We start from the raw sequence: 17,945 nt of genomic DNA on the forward strand, positions 1-17,945 counted from the left end.
ATGCTCTCCCCCTATTTTTTAGCTAATTTCATTCCAGCAAACGCCGCCACATATGTCACAATAAAACTAAACATAGTTAAATATACAAATGAATTTTGCATAGATAATACAGTACCGCCCGCTCCAAAGAAGTTCTTTATATTTCCAGATACATCAATTTGGAACTTAGAAATGATGTTCATTACAATCATCATAATCGTGTAAGAACCACTACATACCGCTAGTGTGATATACATATTCGCAGTTGGTAATTTCGCTAATTTCCTCCCAGCCATGAACATAAAGAATGCTGGAATGATAAGTAGTAATAAGCCATAATGGAATGCACCATTGACTTCTTCTACTTCAGCAAGATCCTCTGGATATCCACCTTGTGCAATTATGACATCCTTCATTCCGATACCATTTACAGAAATACCTGACACGAATGAGAATGCTAATTTGTTATCAGATGCTTTCTTAGTAAATTTTTTCAATTCATGATCCAATGCTGGACTTGACACTTCTAACGGAGAAAAATGAGCCATGCTCCATGCTTGAGGTGTTAATTCTAGCGCTAATAATACAGCTTGTGTTTTTTTAGATTCTTTCGCTTCTTGTAATGGTGAAGCACTATCTATGTTACTTACTAACGCTACAGCTAAAATGCACATTACTACCGCTGTCGCTAAAAACCCTTTTATCATAGATGAAATTCCATAATAAATAGATGCTCCATATGGCATTAATTCTTGGAATGCTGCTGCCATATTGTTTTTGCTTGTATGAGCAATAAATCCTACTAAAGTAAATAATGTTCCGCATACAAAACCACTCAAAAAGCTCTTAAATGCTGAAAAACCAACCGTAATCTTACCTGCATCTGAGAATGGAATTGCAAAAGATTGTGATGCGATAAAACTTATGATAAATAAAAAGACGCCATAAATAATACCAACTGTTGCTGCAATAAAAATTTGATCTTTAATCATTTTTGCAGCACGCTGCTTTCCTAACCAAATTCCTGTTCCAGCGAAAACAATAAATGGAATGATCAATAATAATGTAAATGGAGTATGCCAAGATAAAGATAATACCATTCCACTATCGGCACTAGCTGTAAAACCAAGTAAATGATAACTTAGCAGCGTAGCAGTCGCGCTCGCATAAAAGTTTGGTAGCATTTCTAACTCTTTCGCAAATGTACTAAACATCTCACTTAACATAGATGCAAATAATACACTACCAATCCATCCAGCAATTAACATGAGAATACTTGCAACAGCTCCACCAATAACACCTGTTTTTAACCCAGCCTTATCTGCTGTAAATTCAACTTTAGGAGCGCCATCCATCGCAGGTAATTTTACAGTTTGTTCTTTTTTATTCACAACAAATAACGAGTGCCCACACTTTTGACAATATAAATTTTGCTGAGCATTTTCATTACCACAGCCTTTACAATATTTCGCAGTATCTTGTTCTAACGTTACTACATCAGTAGCTCCCGCAATCTCCATACTACCTTCATTGGGGCAATAATTTACTTCTTCACCATGTTGCTTTCCGCACGTGCGACAATACATCTTATTCACTCCCCACTCTGCTTAATTCCACAAACCGGACAGTAAGTAGAGTTTTTATCGATATGCTCATCACATGAAATACAATTTGCCGTTTCACCGTCATTTTCTACCGCTAACATTGGGTTAGGATTTCCGCATGAACCACAAAACTTATCATTCATCGATAAAGGTCCACCACATTCACATGTAGCTTTCTCGCCTTGTTGTTTTTGCAATTCAACAATGCGTTTTCTCGCTTGATAAATAGCCACATCAAATTCTTGAACTGGAGCAATCATTTCTTTCAAACTTTCTTCATTTACTCCGTTTCCTCTTAATTGAACATATACTTGTTGTCCAACCTCTAATAGAACCTCTGCCTTTTTCTGCATTTGCACTTGCATTCCCTTTTTCAATTGAGCAATCTCTTGTGCAACTTGTAGCTTCATCTTCCCTTGCTCAATTCCTTCTTGTAACTTATTCATTCCACTGCCTAACTTCGTTTGTAAATCTGACAAACTGATTCTCCCCCTATAAAAATATGGTAATATATAAAATTAACATTTTATATATTACCATGATTTTCAAGTAATGTAATCTAAATTTCATTTTTTCTGTTTTGAGCATTTTTTGTTTATAATGGTAAAGGAAAGAAATATGTGTACGGAGGAATATTATGCTGCAACACTCAATTACGAAAGATGAAATTATGATGATTGCGAATGAGTTCGTTCAAGGACTAGATCCACAGCAAACAGCTGATCAGGAACATGTCGCTACAGCTCGGCACCTATATCGTAGTGGTGTTGTCTACAACGTTGACTTTGATGGCTATACGCTATCAGGAACTGTAGATGCTGAAGGCAGCGTATATAGCGTCCATATCCCGATTCGTAACGTCGCTGAAAGCTATTGCGATTGCTTCGCACCAACGCAATGTGAGCATATGCTCGCTGTGTTACTATCGGCAGCATCTAGTTTCGGGCAAGTAGGAGATGTATTAACTTTATTTAAAAATAATACGAAACCTTCCCTTCCTCCTATTCGAACTGCAAGACAAGTATTACAATCATCAGCTTTTGAAGAAACGGATTATAAAAGTTGGCAATCATATTTTGATAACGAATATGAATTATTTAAAAAAGAACAAGCTCGGCTTACTTATAAACAAATGTATTTTCTTATGAGTATTTTTACGGACTTCTATACGAAACTTGAGCGGAAGGCTCCGCGTATCGTTGTGATACATGAATTGTTCAGGTTACATGCAGCACTTTATTGCTTTCAAAAATTATTAGAAGAAATTCAGGATTTTGAAGCAAATAAAACGTATTCTTATCACCAGCCTGTTAATGTCGTTCGCCTATTTGTAGATAAAGTAGAAGCCATCGTTCGGGACTTACAATCAGAATCGATTCCTTCAGAGTCTAAATCAATTTTGCAAGAAACAGCTCGTCTCGTTCACGAAGTATTCTTCTCCACTGACGCCTATACGCAAGAGAGATTTTTTATTTATCGTCACATATGGAGTGAACTGTTACACAATAAAGAGCAGCTGCATGAAGAAGAAAAACGAATCGATACGAAAATGAATCCACTTTCCAAAGCGTTAGCATCTTCGCATCTACTGTTTTTAAATGATGAAGACCTATTAGCGATGGACTTACTAAAGAAACAGCCTGCTTCTGTTGTAAGTTTGTACTTCTATTGGTTAGAAGAGTTGTTAAATGCAATGAAATGGGATCGTGCGAAAAACTGGCTTTCCTTTACGTATAAACAAGTAAAAACAACGATACATGAGCAAGAAAATACGATTTTCATAAAAGATATTGTTCGCTTATTCGTCATCATGTATGAAACGTATGCAACACATACAAATGAACAAGCTGGACTCGAAATGATTTTGCAAGAGCTATTACCATATAGTTTCGCAAACTATGAACAATACGTACTCGCGAAAAAGCAGTATCGAACATGGGCAGAACTTCAGCTCTTACATGGATTTGAAGCAATTGAACTTTTGAAAGGGCCGCTGAAAGATATTGAAAAGGAAGCACCAGAAGCGGCACTTCCTCTTTATCACCTTGCTGCTGTAGAGGCAATTGAAGAGCGAAATCGCAAATCATATAGACGTGCAGTTCGTTACTTAAAGAAATTACGTACATTATATAAACGATTAAAGCGTACCGATGAATGGGATGCCTTCATTATTCACATCGCAAACTTACATTCACGTCTACGTGCACTACAAGAGGAATTACGGAAAGGAAAATTAATCGATGATCAATCAAACTGAAGTAACAATTAGGCTCCAGCATGTTAGTCAAGGTTGGTTCCTTTGGGGAGAAGATGATAGCGGTACTCCATTATCCGTAACCAGTTGGAAACGAAATGCATTTACATGGCATTCCACTTCCTTCTACGGCACGTTTCTAAAAGAAGCAACCTTTGAAGGAAAACAAGGTGTTATGCTAACAAACGCACAAGCATTTGAATACATCGCTAATAAACCGATGAACTCCTTTGCCCGTATTCAAATGAACGGACCTATTACAGCACTTACGAAAGATGCGAACGAATTGTGGGATGCATTCGTCAGCGGTAGCTTCGTACCTGATATGGATCGTTGGCCTAAACAACCAGCTTGGAAAGTACAACATACACCGATTGAAGATGACACATTAGCATCTCTTTTCTCATCCGCTGTAAATGAAAGTATATTACAAGATAACCGTTCAAACGATGGATGGGAAGATGCAAAGAGACTTTATGAACATTACGACTTTACGAAAAGACAATTGGATGCTGCACTACATGAAGAAGATTGGCTTCGAAAAATTGGTTACATTGAAGATGACCTTCCCTTTACAATCGGACTACGACTACAAGAGCCACAAGAAGAATTTGAAATGTGGAAGCTTGAAACAATTGTTACACCAAAGCGCGGGGCACATCGCATATATGTATATGAGAGTATCGATTCTTTACCAAAACGATGGCACGATTATGAAAAACGTATTCTTGAAACACAAGAAGGCTTCAGTAAGCTCGTACCATGGTTAAAAGACGGTGATACATTCCGAAGTGAACTCTTTGAAACAGAAGCGTGGAACTTCTTAACAGAAGCAAGTAACGAATTACTCGCCGCAGGTATTACAATCTTATTACCATCTTGGTGGCAAAATTTAAAAGCGACAAAACCAAAATTACGTGTGCAGCTGAAGCAAAATGCTACGCAAACGCAATCTTTCTTCGGCATGAATACACTCGTTAATTTTGACTGGCGCATCTCAACGAACGGCATTGATTTATCTGAAAGCGAATTTTTTGAACTCGTTGAACAAAATAAACGGTTATTCAATATAAATGGTCAATGGATGAGACTAGATCCAGCCTTTATTGAAGAAGTACGAAAACTCATGAATCGTGCTGATAAGTATGGACTTGAAATGAAAGATGTTCTTCAGCAACATTTATCAAACACTGCTGAAACAGAAATTGTAGAAGAGGATAGTCCGTTTACCGATATTGAAATTGAACTAGATGGATATTATGAAGATCTATTCCAAAAACTATTGCACATTGGAGATATTCCAAAAGTAGATGTCCCTTCTTCACTAAACGCTACACTCCGTCCGTATCAACAACATGGCATTGAGTGGTTATTATATTTAAGAAAGCTTGGATTCGGCGCATTGTTAGCTGATGACATGGGACTCGGAAAGAGTATTCAAACGATTACTTACTTACTGTATATAAAAGAGAACAATCTCCAAACAGGTCCTGCTTTAATCGTGGCACCGACATCTGTTCTTGGAAATTGGCAAAAAGAATTTGAGCGTTTTGCACCGAATTTACGTGTTCAGTTACATTATGGAAGTAACCGAGCTAAAGGGGAATCATTTAAAGACTTCCTTCAATCAGCAGATGTTGTATTAACATCTTATGCATTAGCTCAGCTTGATGAGGAAGAACTTAGTACGTTATGCTGGGATGCTGTTATTTTGGATGAAGCACAAAATATTAAAAACCCACATACGAAACAGTCCAAAGCAGTGCGAAACTTGCAAGCAAATCACAAAATCGCATTAACTGGGACACCGATGGAAAACCGCCTTGCCGAGCTTTGGTCTATTTTCGACTTCATTAATCATGGATATCTTGGTAGCTTAGGGCAATTCCAGCGCCGCTTCGTCTCACCGATTGAAAAGGATCGTGACGAAGGAAAAATCCAGCAAGTTCAACGGTTTATCTCACCATTTTTACTGCGCCGTACGAAGAAAGATCAAACAGTCGCATTAAACTTACCAGATAAACAAGAACAGAAAGCTTACTGCCCACTGACTGGGGAACAAGCTTCCTTATATGAACAACTTGTTCAAGATACATTGCAAAATGTAGAGGGATTAAGCGGAATTGAAAGACGCGGATTTATATTATTAATGCTGAACAAACTTAAACAAATTTGTAATCACCCTGCTCTTTATTTAAAAGAAACAGAACCGAAAGACATCATCGAACGTTCCATGAAAACAAGCACGCTAATGGAACTAATTGAAAATATAAAAGATCAAAATGAGAGTTGCTTGATCTTCACACAATACATTGGTATGGGGAACATGCTAAAAAATGTGTTAGAAGAACATTTCGGTCAGCGCGTCCTCTTCTTAAACGGTAGTGTACCGAAGAAAGAACGTGACAAAATGATCGAGCAGTTCCAAAACGGAACGTATGACATTTTCATCTTATCGTTAAAAGCAGGTGGAACAGGCTTAAACTTAACAGCTGCCAACCATGTCATTCACTATGATCGTTGGTGGAATCCAGCTGTAGAAAACCAAGCAACAGACCGCGCATATCGCATTGGTCAAAAGCGCTTCGTTCACGTTCATAAACTCATTACAACGGGGACACTTGAAGAAAAAATCGATGAAATGTTAGAAAGAAAACAATCATTAAACAACGCCGTCATTACAAGCGATAGTTGGATGACAGAACTATCTACAGATGAACTAAAAGAATTGCTTGGTGTATAAAGTGAAACTTTAATCAGTGGGGGTTTTCTTCATCCCACACTGATTATCAGCCCTAACCAATCGGACTTTTATGGGTAGCCCGCCCCCCACCTAACTTCTTTGCTCTCGCTGAATTTTGAGGTCGGGGTCTTACTGCCCATTAAAGCGGGATAAACAAAAGGAGCTAATCTTTCGAGATTAGCTCCTTTTTCTATTCCAAAACCAATTACTTATTATAATCCCTGTTAATCCGCCGCACGTATCCAATAATGAATCTTGCCACATCGGTGTACGATCTCCCGTAGTCCATTGATGAATTTCATCAAATGTTGCATATCCAGCAACGAAAAGGAGAGCGTATATAAAACACCTTTTTCTCGAATAGCCCAATCGATAAAAAGCGTAATACGTCAATGAACCGAGCATAAAGAACACCATAAAATGAGCACCTTTACGAAGGAAAAACTCAATAAATCCACCTACACCTTTATTTGCAATGCTAACAGGTGTACCACCGCCGTAATCGATAGATACCCATGAAAAATGCTCTTTCACAAACTCCACATTTACATATTGTTCAATATCTGAACGCATATCCTGCTTTTTATACGGTTGTGCCGAGGAATAGAAAATCAGCCCCATCCATAGTAAAACAGGAATCCAAAATAACCATTTACGATTCATTCTTCCGAAACCCCTCTCTTAGTCTTTTAAGAGTACCAAAAAAAAGAATACATTTCACGCCAAAACATGACATTCACGCCCTATTTATATAGTGAAAGGGGGGATAAACATGGCAGTCGATACAATCGTAATGGATTTAACTTTACGTCTTGTCTTAAACAATGGATTAGATAAGAACGGAAAAACAGTTTTTAAGAACAAACAATTTAAGCGCGTAAAAACAAACCCAAACTTAGAGCAAGTACAAAACGTAGCACGTGCTCTAGCTTCTTTACAAGCATCACCACTTCACGCTGTACAACTTGTTAGTACATCAGATCTTTCTAGCCTATAAGATGAGACTGTAATCAGAGGGGGGATCCCCTCTAATTGTTAGCCAACACTAACAGCTAGATAAATAAAAAGGAGGAAATAACATATGCAAGTACTAGAATTGATTTTCGCGAAAGAAGATGGAAAAACAGTTGTTTTTTCTATCGAGAAACCTATCATACCCATCGATGCACAAGTCGTAAATCAAGTAATGGATACGATCCTTGCCTCATCTGTATTTTCATCAATTAATGAAAATGCCCGAAAAAAAGGAGCCCGTCTCGTAGAAAGAAATGTATCTGAAGTTCCCATTACCTTATAAAGTGAAACTTTAATCAGTGGGGGTTTTCTTCATCCCCCACTGATTATTAGTTGAACCAATCGGACTTTAATGGGCAGTTGATCCCACACCTAACTTCTTTGCTTTCGCTGCATTTTGAGGTGGGGGTCTTACTGCCCATTAAAGTCGGATAAACAAAAAAGACGAATCTGCATCATTTTGCAGATTCGTCTTTTTTCTTCGGCATTTCAACTGGAATAAAGATTTTTGAAAAACCGACGCATACATATTTATAATGTTCTCCGCCAATATCAAATTCCGTCTTATATGTTGAGAAGAATATATAATCATCTCGCTTCGTATAATGATCGATTAATAATCCAACTTGCGGCTCAACATATTTTTTCGCCAACTTCTTACCAGCCGATGCTAAATCACCAAGGAGACCCTCTTCATTTTCCTTTTGAACTTCGTCTAGCTTCTTACTTACATCATTACGTTTCATAAACTGCTTTGCTGCCCAATCCGTATATTCACCTTTACTCGGATTACTATTTGCCAAATATACTAGAAGAACAACAACTAGAGCCATAATAATATACTTTTTCTTCATATTATCTCACCGCCTACTCTTTTCTATTTTCATATATATGTACAAGCGATGCAAATTAGAAAAGCTATCATCTCTTGATTGTAAACGAATAACCAAAGTTTACAATACGAAACAGAATATTAACAATCAATTTACTTAATCAGTATATAATTATATATAGAATTATCAACATTCATAAAGGGGGAATCAAATTTATGAATGAAGAAAATGATATTATTATTTCTAATTCTACAATGATGCTGGAACCATACAAGCACCCTTATTATCGTACCAAAATTATCGACAGTAGCGGGAACCATCTTTACTCCTGTCAAACTGCTCTCCAACTCATCAAGCAATCTTGTCTAGCCAATGTTCATTCTACTTATCAAGGCAGACGTAATGCAGTTCAAACAAACTTTAAATTCAAACAAAATGTTCCAATTCCAATTAATCATAGAGAATATATTTGTGCTTTCCCAACAGAATCTCCTTCTTCTCCAAACTGTATATGGCTGTTTTATAACCATATAGATGACATAGAATTTTTGAAAAAAAGTAAAAAAGCTACCATTCATTTTTCAAATGGTACTACTACAACCATACATATCAGTCCCCATAAGTTAAAACAACAATTATTAAAAGCCGGATACGTATTATCACGTATGAACATGCAAGATTCACTACAATTCAAAAACCTCTTATTACATTTACTACCTTAACAAAATAAATAGAATGGAAAGCAATATCCCTTGCCTTCCATTCTTATGACAATATTTATCCTCTTAAGCTATTTCGCATTTTCTCAAGCGCTTGCCGATACACCCATCTCACTTGATAATAGGTCATCTCTGTCTCTAAAGCGATTTCTCCCATCGTTTTCCCTACAAAAAAACGTTCAAAAATAATATACTTCTCCTTCTCATCTAATACACTCATAAAATCCTTCACTTTCATTTCAATATCTTCAAAATGAAAGATATCCTCATACTCTCCTACACATACACACTTTTCTTGCACTGTGAATTCTTTTTTCAATCTCTCCAATATATAACCACGTACCGTTACAACTGCATATGCAGGAAAACTCCCTTTCTCCGCATCAAACTTTTCATACGCATGCCAAAGACCGATTAACCCACATTGATAATACTCTTCATAATCTTGATAAATCCCTAACTTCTTTATTTGATTTACAATCAACCCTTCATACAACACAACTGCCTCTTTAAAAGTTGCTGGTTTCACATAGTACCCACTTCTAAAAGGTATACCTCTTTGTTATTCCGCCGGTACCTCCACAATATAAAAATAAAGAAGCGAATTCACTGTGAGTAATTTCAAATACTATCGCTGAAATTTGAAATTACATGAAGTAGAATTTGAAATTCTGCTGGTCGTATTTGAAATAAGGATAAAAATAAAAAAGGTGACTCTAGAAAGAGTCACCTTTTAATCCAATCATATTATGCGCCAAAACCATTTGCTAAACCTTTTAGGAAACCTAATCCTATTGTTAGAATAAAGAAAATTACAATTAAAATTGTCGCTTTTTTCTTGCTTAAACCGGCCACAATATGTAATCCTAATCCAGTTAAAATTAAACTCCAAATATTAAAAATTTCAATTGAAGATGCAATACCATTTAACACTGTCCCTTTTTCAAATAAAGGAGCTAAACTTGTATAAGAATCTGTTCCATTTCCATCGAAAATTAAACTTAATCCTACATTTAACAATCCACCAATGTAGAAAACAAGATTAGCGTATAAGTAAATAGATAATATCTTCATGTAAGGAGTATCATTTCCCATTAACATCATAATCACTTTATAAAAACCTGCTGCAATAAAGAGCCCGATAGGTGTTCCAATTGCACCGAAAATTGCCCCGCCACCAAGCGCAAACCATTTTACCATTTGCCCATCTTGGCCATTCAATTCTTTTGCCACTTCTGGGGTATTAACCACTGATAAATAAAATACCGCCGCTGTCGTAACCGTTCCGATTAGAACAAACAAGAGAAATGCTACCCAAACCGGACTTTTCGTCTTCATTCTCTCAAACTGTTCACCTGGAGAAGTAATCATCCCTAATAATGATGGCTTTTTTGAACCTACATCTTGCGTATTAATATTCGCTTCCATTATAACGCCTCCTTATTTATACTGGCATATTTGGTAAAAATGCCGCAATTAACATAACAATCGCTGCTAAGAATAACGCTTTAAGGATGAATAAAACGATAATTGGAATTGCTGCTTTCACTTTACTTACTCCTGCTGTAATTTGCAGTCCTAACCAAATTAAAACGATATTCCATAAATAGAACACTTCAATTGTATTACCGATTCCATAAGCTAGTGAACCTTGCTCAAATAGTGGTCCTAAACTTGTATATGCATTTGGTGCTTCACCTAAAATTAAAGCTATAATTCCATTAATAAATCCACCAATAATAGCAACAATATTCGCATATACAATAATCGTTACTAATTTTTTATAAGAGGTATCATTCCCATAGAACATCATAAATACTTTATAGATAGCTGCTACAACAATGATTGCAAACATACCACCTACAGCACCCGACACCATACCAGAAATAACGTCGGATGTCAGTGAACTCTGTCCCGCAAATTCACCTAGTTCTTTTTTCATTTTCACCATCTCAGGTGACGTATTCGTAACGTACGTAGTAAGACCACTTAAAAGCCCTTGTAATAGCGCCATTAAGAAGAACATACCCCAAACTTTCTCGCTCGTCTTCATTCTCTCAAACTGTAAACCAGGAGAAGTAATCATTCCAAACAATGATGGCTTCTCGCTGCCAGCTTTTTGTGTATTCACATTTGCTTCCATTATAACGCCTCCTTCCATTTATATAACCCGTTCTAACGGGCGGTTCACTTCCTCATATAGAGGCTACGAACCGCCCACTAGAACGGTAATGTGCAGTAGAGAGCCCCCCTCTCTACTACACTATTACTTATTCATAACGTAATGCTTCAATCGGATCTAATTTCGCAGCTTTGTTTGCTGGAATTAATCCAAAGATAATACCGAGTGTCATAGAGAACAGTACGCCTCCAACGACAACTTCCCATGAAACGAGTGGTGGCCATTTTGCGAATGTGGAAACGATATATGCTCCGCCATATCCAAGACCAATTCCAATTAAACCACCTAGAAGTGTTAACATAACTGCTTCAATTAAAAACTGTAATAAAATTTTACTACGCGTTGCCCCAAGTGCTTTACGTATTCCAATTTCGCGCGTACGCTCCGTTACAGATACGAGCATAATATTCATAACACCGATACCACCAACGACTAATGAAATACCTGCAATACCGCCGATGATCATCGTCATAATACCAGTTACTTTAGAAACATTTTCTTGGAATTCTTTTAAATTTACCAGTTCATATTTACCTGGAATTTCACTTGGCTTACGACTATTTAACACATCAACAGCTTTTTTCCCCGCTGCTTCTAAGTCATCTACATTTTTAGCTTGAATTGCGATATTTTGAATATCATCTGTTCCATATAAAACAGGCCATAATGTAAGGGGGATTAACGCTTCTTCCATTTCAAATCCCATAAACTCATTATCAGATTTATACACACCAATAATTTGCATTGGTTGCCCCTTCATCTCAATAATTTGTCCAACTGGGTTTACGTCCTTAAATAATGTTTCCTCTGTTTTTGTACTAATCATCACAACATTATTTGCATGAGTAATATCTGATTCACTTAAAGTACGTCCCTTTACGACCTTTACTTTATTAACCGCAAAATATTCATTATCAAGACCAATAATATTCAGATTTGCTTTTTTATCATTTACATCAAGCACCTCTGAATTCTGGTTTGTCGTAATAACGTGTGAAACGTCTTTCACTTGTTTCACTTCCAAAATATCCTCTTCCGTTAACTTCGGTATTTGAAATCCGCCCATAGCAAACTCATCATTAATATCTGCTTTAAATTGAATTGGCATTAGGTTATTACCACCAGAACCTGCGAATTTCGATTTCAGCATCGCTTCCCCGCCTTGCCCAATTGCAACGACAGTAATAATAGAACCAACGCCGATAATAATACCGAGCATCGTAAGAGCTGAACGCAGTTTATGAGCTAAAATAGAAGAGAGGGCAATTTTTATACTATCTAGTAAACTCATACCGCACACCTTCTATCTTCTGTAATTTTCCCATCTCGCAGTACAATGCGTCGGGAAGAATACGCTGCTACTTCCTCTTCATGCGTAACCATAACAATTGTTGTACCTTCTGCATTAAGCTTCGTAAAAATATCCATAACTTGCTCACCAGATTTCGTATCAAGCGCACCAGTCGGCTCATCAGCCATAATGAACGTTGGATTATTCGCGATCGCTCTTGCAATTGCTACACGCTGCTTCTGTCCACCTGACAATTCATTCGGTAAATGATGCACGCGGTCTGCTAATCCAACTTTACCTAATGCCTCTAAAGCACGCTTGCGACGCTCTGCTTTCTTTATGCCACCATATACGAGCGGAAGCTCAACATTTTCAACTGCCGAAAGACGCGGAAGCAAGTTAAAATGCTGAAACACAAAACCGATATATTCATTACGAATTAAAGCAAGCTTTGACTCATCTGCTGTTAAGATATTCACATCATTCAGCATATATTCGCCTTCTGTTGGACGATCTAAACAACCGATAATATTCATAAGCGTTGATTTACCAGAACCAGACGGTCCCATAATGGAAACGAACTCACCGCCTTGAATTGTTAAACTAATACCATGCAAAATCGGCACTGCCAATTTTCCTTGATAATACGTTTTAGCAATATTATTTAACGTAATCATTTCTCTTTCACTTCCATTCCGTCATACACATCGTCGGAAGGATTTTTAACCACCTTTTGCCCCACTGTTACGCCTTCTACAACTTCTGTCCAGTCTCCATCAGTAGAACCTTTTTTCACATTTTGTTTACGAAGCTTTCCTTTATCCTCAACATAAACAAATGCATCATCGTCTTTTTCTATAATGCTCTTAGTCGGAACAGCAACCATTGTCTTATTCTCTAAATTTACTTGCAATGAAACGTGATAACCTGGAGATAAACCATCTTGACTATCAAGACTTGCTTTATATGTATATTGAGACATATTTTGAGTCGCTTCACCCATACCACCAGCTTGAGCCATCTCTGCACTCGTTGGGAACTCACTTACTTCTGTAATCTTACCCGTCCACTTCTTCTTATTATTTGCTTTCGCAGTTACAGTAAATGTTTGATCTGGTTGAATTTGTGACTTCTGAAGCTCAGTTAACGTCCCTTGCACTTGAAACGGATCTTTAGAAGCCACTTGTAAGAAGGCTTTCCCTTGACCACCTAACGCTTGAGATGAACTTTGTGCCGCATCTTTATCTAACTTTTGAACAACACCAGCAAAGTTACTATAAATCGTAAGTTCGTTCTGCTTTTTACTTAACTCTTCTTTCTGCAACTTCCCTTTTTCTTTCTCAAGATCAGTTGTCTTTTGAGCCATCTCTAATTCACTTACTTGCTCTTCCATCGGATCTGTTACTTCTTTCCCAGCTCCGCTATCTTTCGCCTTCTTAATTTCTTTCTTGAGCGAATTAATTTTCTTCTCCCCTTGATCATAACGCATATCTGCCACCTTCTGATCAAGCTCAGCTTGCTTCATTTGCAAATTAATCTCTTCATTATCATAAGAGAATAACTTCGTACCTTTCTCTACCTCTTGTCCTTCTTTTACCTCAATGTTTTTCACTTTTCCTTTGGCCGGATCCGCATAAAAACTTTCAATATTCCCAGGTTTCACCTGACCAGAAATTAACTTCGTATTATTCAGCTTACGCTCTGTCACTTTCTCAAAACTTACAGCATCAGCAGATGTTGATGCCCCCTTCTTCTTGCCTTGCATAATAAAAATATTAACTGCTGCTACAATAATAATTAGTGCAATAACCCCGATAATAATCCATTTCTTCTTCTTGTTTGGAGTACGAACCGTATTTGGTACCATAGTCTCTCTCCTTTTTATAACTTAATAGTTTAATATAAAAATTGTATAAAACTTTCTGAAAAAGAATTACATATTATTACATTCTTTTTACAAAGTTTTACACATTCATTTATATTGTAACAAAAATTCCAATGATTAGAAATATGACATATTGTCTTTTAAGATAGATTTAAGGAAAGGTTATATGAATATAAGAAAAGCTATCCAAAATGATAATTGGATAGCTTTTTAAACAAAATATTACGCCGCTTTAGGTGCTTTGCTCTCATGTCCACGTTGAACGATGAACAAGAAGATTGTTGATAAAATGGCACCTGTTAATAGTAAAATGAAACAACCATCCCAGCCAGAACGATCAACAATAACACCAATTGCTGCGTTCGCTACAAGGCTTCCGCCTACATAACCGAACAGACCACACATACCAACTGTCGTACCTACTGCAAATTTCGGTACTAATTCCATCGCACTTAAACCGATTAAGAACTGTGGTACATAAATTAAACAACCGATAATAGAAACTGCAATACTTACAACAAGTATGCTAGTTGCTTGCCAATATACAAAAGTACCAATTACAACTCCGACCATACTAATGATACATAATGGCATACGTTTTCCTTTAAATAATTTATCACTTAAAAGACCAACGATTAATGAACTTGGAATTGCCATACCTTCAAAGATTGCGTACGCCGCGTGTGCTTCATTTTTTGAGAAACCTTTAACTGTCGTTAAATAAAGTGGAACCCAGTTAATAACACCGAAGCGAATTAAATAAACAAATGCATTTGCAATACATAAGAACCATACAAATTTATTTTTCACTACATACTTCATTAAAATTTCTTTTGGTGACATCTTGTTAGCATTGTCTGCTTTTTCAAGATTTTCATAGTCATTACGATACTCATCAATTGGAGGAAGACCTTCTGATTCTGGTGTATCCTTCGCATTAATCCAAACAAGAACTGAAATTACCATTGCGATAATCGCTGGGAAAATAAACACGCCGCCTTGCCAATGATTTTCACCAAAAATACCTACACCAATTCCGACAAGTGGTGGTACAAGCATTCCACCAACGTTATGTGAAATATTCCAAATACCTGTTTTCGTACCGCGCTCTTTCTTCGAGAACCATTTCGTCATAACAATACTACAAGGTGGTGCTCCCATACCTTGTACAATACCGTTAACAACAAGTAATGTAACAATCATCCCAAATGAAGATGCAAAACCGAAGCAAATATTTACAAGCCCTGATAAAAATAAACCGACCGCGATAAAGCGCTGGGCGAAAGCTTTATCCGATAAATTCCCCATAAAAAACTTACTAAATCCATAAACAATTGCCATTACTGAACCTAGTAGACCAATTTCAGCTGTACTAAAGCCATATTCTTGTACTAAATACGTACTTGATAACGTAAAGTTACTACGAACTAAATAATAAGCAGCATATCCAACTGAAATTCCGATTAACACACGAATACGTAATAATCGATATACACGGTCGATCATATCCGCAGGCAATCTTTCAATTGCAGGTGCTGGCTTGAGCCATTTAAACATATTCTTTCGTCTCCTTTTCTCACTTCTGAGAGAGACGTTGTCTATTCCATATCTCGATTATTCCGCTATTTGATATATTTTGGTTTGTTCTTCTAACCGGCTGTCCTTCTATTTCTTTCTCGTTCTTCGCAAACATCGTTGGCACGCCAAACGAAACCTTTTCTAAAATGTGACCCGCTTCTTCTGATAAACAATAATCAATAAATAAATCCGCAATAATACCATTCGGTGCACGTTTTAGTTTCGAAATCGCATTAACAGATAACCCTGTTTGCTCAGGTACAATACTTACAACTGGAAACCCTTGTTTTTGAAGCATTCTCTGGTCTCCCATGAAATTGATGCCTATCATATACTCACCGCTCGCAACAAGCTCTACTGGTATGTAACCATTCACCGTTACTTCACCAACTTGCCCTGCAAAGTTCTTAACATATTCTTTCGCTTCCTCTTCACCTACAGTATCAATAAGTGATTGAAAAAACGTATATGCTGTTCCTGATACATTTGGATCTGGCATAATAATCTTTTCCTTATATACTGGATTTAATAAATCTTGCCACCTTGATGGATAAGGAAGTCCGAGCGGTGCTATTTCTTCGTTCCACCGCTCTTTATTGATCGCAATTGCCAGCTTCTCTACTTCATAACCGTACCAATAACCGTCTTTATCTTTAACAGTTTTTGAAATACGATTCGCATGCTGACTCGTAACAGGAATAGATAGGTTTTTTCGCTTCATCATTTGATGTGCGTCTACCGTACCGCCAATAATAATATCCGCTTTCGGATTTCCAGCTTCCTCTTCTACCCTCCGAAGAAGCTCTTCTGTCGAAAGACGAATAAATTCATACGTACAGCCGCGTGGTTTACAAAACGATGAAAGCAACGCTTCCCCAACTTCCTCGCGAGCCGCTACATAGGCAACAAGATGACGATCATCCAAAATAGGGAGACCACTTTTATTATATTTAATAGAGGTTGTATCTCGAGAGCAACTAGACATCGCTCCTCCAATTACTAGCAAAAAGAAGAAAAAGGCTATCTTTCTCATGACACATTCTCCTTTACAAATAAATTTGCGAGGGAGCTTTTCATATACATGACATTCCCATTATTATCACCGAGATATTGCACAACAAAATACGATGGATACACAGAAATAGTAAGAATGTCTTCACGCTCATTCTTTATATGCTTACCAATTTTATAAGCGGTAATATAAGCGATCGGTTCATTCTGTGATTGTAATAACTTCTGGATTTCTCCGTAATCTGTAATTTGCTTTGCGTACCGAATCGAATCAAGTATGTGCGTAAGATTCATCGCACGTTCTACATCACCTTGGCGTACTATGACATCTTGCGCTGACGCAAAAAAATCACGAATACGTTCTGGTGTGTAATACAGGCTTAACAAATACGTTTGAAATGCTGAAATCATTGGATCCGTACCATTCTTTCCGTACATATCAGCCCCGTACTGGAACAAGTCACCTACTGCAAAAGTACGTTTCTGTCCATTCAAGTACGTTACTTCTCCAGTAAATACTTGTTCTTGATTCTTAGCTTCACTCGGATTTATTTGAATTCGGTCAAAGAATGAAACAATCGTATGCAAACGAACTTCATCCGTTATAACAATTTCTCCCCACTTTTCATGCCTAACCTTCATTTCAGTAGGCAGGGATTCATTCACTCTCTGTAAAACAGCTTGTTTGTCATTCACGATTGTGATCCGATTATATATTCGCTTCTCCATCACATAAAACAAAATAAGAGAAACAATTATACAAAGGACAAATATAAGAATTTGAAATGATAGCCTTTTCATTTCTGCCTACCTCCAAGATAAAAAAACGTTGTTTCGAAAATACCGCATAAT

18 protein-coding genes are annotated in these 17,945 nt (G+C 37.1%); 5 read left to right on the forward strand and 13 right to left on the reverse strand.

Going from position 1 to position 17,945, the window contains the following annotated elements; all coding sequences use genetic code 11:
* Window positions 1-11: 11 nt before the first annotated feature.
* Entirely contained in the window at window positions 12-1,565 is a 1,554-nt protein-coding gene (locus tag AC2CGR_RS21035; RefSeq protein ID WP_087968702.1) for a zinc ribbon domain-containing protein, read from the reverse strand.
* Between the two features lie 5 nt (window positions 1,566-1,570).
* The gene (locus AC2CGR_RS21040) at window positions 1,571-2,062 is read right to left on the reverse strand and encodes a zinc ribbon domain-containing protein (RefSeq protein WP_033692244.1); all 492 of its coding nucleotides are present in this window, start codon (window positions 2,060-2,062) and stop codon (window positions 1,571-1,573) included.
* A gap of 158 nt (window positions 2,063-2,220) precedes the next feature.
* Between AC2CGR_RS21040 and AC2CGR_RS21045 the strand changes: the two genes are divergently transcribed.
* Window positions 2,221-3,840, forward strand: a complete 1,620-nt coding sequence (locus tag AC2CGR_RS21045; RefSeq protein WP_484481111.1) for an SWIM zinc finger family protein — start codon at window positions 2,221-2,223, stop codon at window positions 3,838-3,840.
* Window positions 3,824-6,580 (forward strand): DEAD/DEAH box helicase, encoded by a 2,757-nt coding sequence (locus AC2CGR_RS21050; protein ID WP_484481112.1) that lies wholly within the window; start codon window positions 3,824-3,826, stop codon window positions 6,578-6,580. The genes AC2CGR_RS21045 and AC2CGR_RS21050 overlap by 17 nt, the downstream gene beginning before the upstream one ends.
* A 177-nt stretch (window positions 6,581-6,757) precedes the next feature.
* Here AC2CGR_RS21050 and AC2CGR_RS21055 read toward each other — a convergent pair whose 3' ends face one another.
* Window positions 6,758-7,243 carry a VanZ family protein gene (locus AC2CGR_RS21055; RefSeq protein WP_001080719.1) on the reverse strand — a complete coding sequence of 162 codons (486 nt, stop codon included), beginning with the start codon at window positions 7,241-7,243 and terminating at the stop codon, window positions 6,758-6,760.
* A 109-nt stretch (window positions 7,244-7,352) separates the two neighbouring features.
* Here AC2CGR_RS21055 and AC2CGR_RS21060 point away from each other — a divergent pair, with 109 nt between their 5' ends.
* Complete coding sequence (locus AC2CGR_RS21060; RefSeq protein ID WP_061686765.1) at window positions 7,353-7,577, forward strand: DUF1659 domain-containing protein; 225 nt, start codon at window positions 7,353-7,355, stop codon at window positions 7,575-7,577.
* 84 nt (window positions 7,578-7,661) lie between these two features.
* Window positions 7,662-7,877: a DUF2922 domain-containing protein gene (locus tag AC2CGR_RS21065; RefSeq protein WP_484481113.1), complete on the forward strand. Its 216-nt coding sequence runs from the start codon at window positions 7,662-7,664 to the stop codon at window positions 7,875-7,877.
* 172 nt (window positions 7,878-8,049) lie between these two features.
* Here AC2CGR_RS21065 and AC2CGR_RS21070 read toward each other — a convergent pair whose 3' ends face one another.
* Window positions 8,050-8,448: a DUF4359 domain-containing protein gene (locus tag AC2CGR_RS21070; RefSeq protein ID WP_484481114.1), complete on the reverse strand. Its 399-nt coding sequence runs from the start codon at window positions 8,446-8,448 to the stop codon at window positions 8,050-8,052.
* Between the two features lie 194 nt (window positions 8,449-8,642).
* On the opposite strand from AC2CGR_RS21070, the gene AC2CGR_RS21075 reads away from it, so the two are divergent.
* On the forward strand, window positions 8,643-9,149 hold the full coding sequence (locus AC2CGR_RS21075; protein WP_001001401.1) for a competence protein ComK: 507 nt from the start codon (window positions 8,643-8,645) through the stop codon (window positions 9,147-9,149).
* Window positions 9,150-9,204: 55 nt separating this feature from the next.
* On the opposite strand, the gene AC2CGR_RS21080 is transcribed toward AC2CGR_RS21075, so the two are convergent.
* The 9 genes from AC2CGR_RS21080 to AC2CGR_RS21120 all read right to left on the reverse strand — a co-directional run bounded on the left by AC2CGR_RS21080 (window position 9,205) and on the right by AC2CGR_RS21120 (window position 17,894).
* Window positions 9,205-9,675, reverse strand: a complete 471-nt coding sequence (locus tag AC2CGR_RS21080; protein WP_270184650.1) for a sigma-70 family RNA polymerase sigma factor — start codon at window positions 9,673-9,675, stop codon at window positions 9,205-9,207.
* A gap of 218 nt (window positions 9,676-9,893) precedes the next feature.
* Window positions 9,894-10,574, reverse strand: coding sequence for a YknW family membrane protein (gene yknW / locus AC2CGR_RS21085; RefSeq protein WP_087968695.1), 681 nt, complete (start codon window positions 10,572-10,574; stop codon window positions 9,894-9,896).
* A gap of 16 nt (window positions 10,575-10,590) precedes the next feature.
* Window positions 10,591-11,289, reverse strand: coding sequence for a YknW family membrane protein (gene yknW / locus AC2CGR_RS21090; RefSeq protein ID WP_087968694.1), 699 nt, complete (start codon window positions 11,287-11,289; stop codon window positions 10,591-10,593).
* A 127-nt stretch (window positions 11,290-11,416) separates the two neighbouring features.
* Window positions 11,417-12,619: an ABC transporter permease gene (locus AC2CGR_RS21095; protein WP_000054356.1), complete on the reverse strand. Its 1,203-nt coding sequence runs from the start codon at window positions 12,617-12,619 to the stop codon at window positions 11,417-11,419.
* Window positions 12,616-13,296, reverse strand: coding sequence for an ABC transporter ATP-binding protein (locus AC2CGR_RS21100; protein ID WP_000631615.1), 681 nt, complete (start codon window positions 13,294-13,296; stop codon window positions 12,616-12,618). Before AC2CGR_RS21100 ends, AC2CGR_RS21095 begins: the two co-directional genes overlap by 4 nt.
* Window positions 13,293-14,486, reverse strand: coding sequence for an efflux RND transporter periplasmic adaptor subunit (locus tag AC2CGR_RS21105; RefSeq protein WP_484481115.1), 1,194 nt, complete (start codon window positions 14,484-14,486; stop codon window positions 13,293-13,295). The genes AC2CGR_RS21100 and AC2CGR_RS21105 overlap by 4 nt, the downstream gene beginning before the upstream one ends.
* A gap of 240 nt (window positions 14,487-14,726) precedes the next feature.
* Window positions 14,727-16,061, reverse strand: coding sequence for an MFS transporter (pgtP, locus tag AC2CGR_RS21110; RefSeq protein WP_029441040.1), 1,335 nt, complete (start codon window positions 16,059-16,061; stop codon window positions 14,727-14,729).
* 19 nt (window positions 16,062-16,080) lie between these two features.
* Complete coding sequence (locus AC2CGR_RS21115; protein ID WP_087968692.1) at window positions 16,081-17,115, reverse strand: ABC transporter substrate-binding protein; 1,035 nt, start codon at window positions 17,113-17,115, stop codon at window positions 16,081-16,083.
* Window positions 17,112-17,894: a DUF3919 family protein gene (locus tag AC2CGR_RS21120; RefSeq protein WP_087968691.1), complete on the reverse strand. Its 783-nt coding sequence runs from the start codon at window positions 17,892-17,894 to the stop codon at window positions 17,112-17,114. Before AC2CGR_RS21120 ends, AC2CGR_RS21115 begins: the two co-directional genes overlap by 4 nt.
* Between the last annotated feature and the right edge of the window lie 51 nt (window positions 17,895-17,945).

The organism is Bacillus sp. LSHTCR4, from assembly GCF_057197025.1.

What these genes read in the sequence shown, in the direction of transcription:
- AC2CGR_RS21035 (WP_087968702.1), bottom strand. Translation starts at nt 1,565, where the DNA reads ATGTATTGTCGCACGTGCGGAAAGCAACATGGTGAAGAAGTAAATTAT.
- AC2CGR_RS21045 (WP_484481111.1), top strand. Translation starts at nt 2,221, where the DNA reads ATGCTGCAACACTCAATTACGAAAGATGAAATTATGATGATTGCGAAT.
- AC2CGR_RS21050 (WP_484481112.1), top strand. Translation starts at nt 3,824, where the DNA reads ATGATCAATCAAACTGAAGTAACAATTAGGCTCCAGCATGTTAGTCAA.
- AC2CGR_RS21055 (WP_001080719.1), bottom strand. Translation starts at nt 7,243, where the DNA reads ATGAATCGTAAATGGTTATTTTGGATTCCTGTTTTACTATGGATGGGG.
- AC2CGR_RS21060 (WP_061686765.1), top strand. Translation starts at nt 7,353, where the DNA reads ATGGCAGTCGATACAATCGTAATGGATTTAACTTTACGTCTTGTCTTA.
- AC2CGR_RS21065 (WP_484481113.1), top strand. Translation starts at nt 7,662, where the DNA reads ATGCAAGTACTAGAATTGATTTTCGCGAAAGAAGATGGAAAAACAGTT.
- AC2CGR_RS21070 (WP_484481114.1), bottom strand. Translation starts at nt 8,448, where the DNA reads ATGAAGAAAAAGTATATTATTATGGCTCTAGTTGTTGTTCTTCTAGTA.
- AC2CGR_RS21075 (WP_001001401.1), top strand. Translation starts at nt 8,643, where the DNA reads ATGAATGAAGAAAATGATATTATTATTTCTAATTCTACAATGATGCTG.
- yknW (WP_087968695.1), bottom strand. Translation starts at nt 10,574, where the DNA reads ATGGAAGCGAATATTAATACGCAAGATGTAGGTTCAAAAAAGCCATCA.
- yknW (WP_087968694.1), bottom strand. Translation starts at nt 11,289, where the DNA reads ATGGAAGCAAATGTGAATACACAAAAAGCTGGCAGCGAGAAGCCATCA.
- AC2CGR_RS21095 (WP_000054356.1), bottom strand. Translation starts at nt 12,619, where the DNA reads ATGAGTTTACTAGATAGTATAAAAATTGCCCTCTCTTCTATTTTAGCT.
- AC2CGR_RS21100 (WP_000631615.1), bottom strand. Translation starts at nt 13,296, where the DNA reads ATGATTACGTTAAATAATATTGCTAAAACGTATTATCAAGGAAAATTG.
- AC2CGR_RS21105 (WP_484481115.1), bottom strand. Translation starts at nt 14,486, where the DNA reads ATGGTACCAAATACGGTTCGTACTCCAAACAAGAAGAAGAAATGGATT.
- pgtP (WP_029441040.1), bottom strand. Translation starts at nt 16,061, where the DNA reads ATGTTTAAATGGCTCAAGCCAGCACCTGCAATTGAAAGATTGCCTGCG.
- AC2CGR_RS21115 (WP_087968692.1), bottom strand. Translation starts at nt 17,115, where the DNA reads ATGAGAAAGATAGCCTTTTTCTTCTTTTTGCTAGTAATTGGAGGAGCG.
- AC2CGR_RS21120 (WP_087968691.1), bottom strand. Translation starts at nt 17,894, where the DNA reads ATGAAAAGGCTATCATTTCAAATTCTTATATTTGTCCTTTGTATAATT.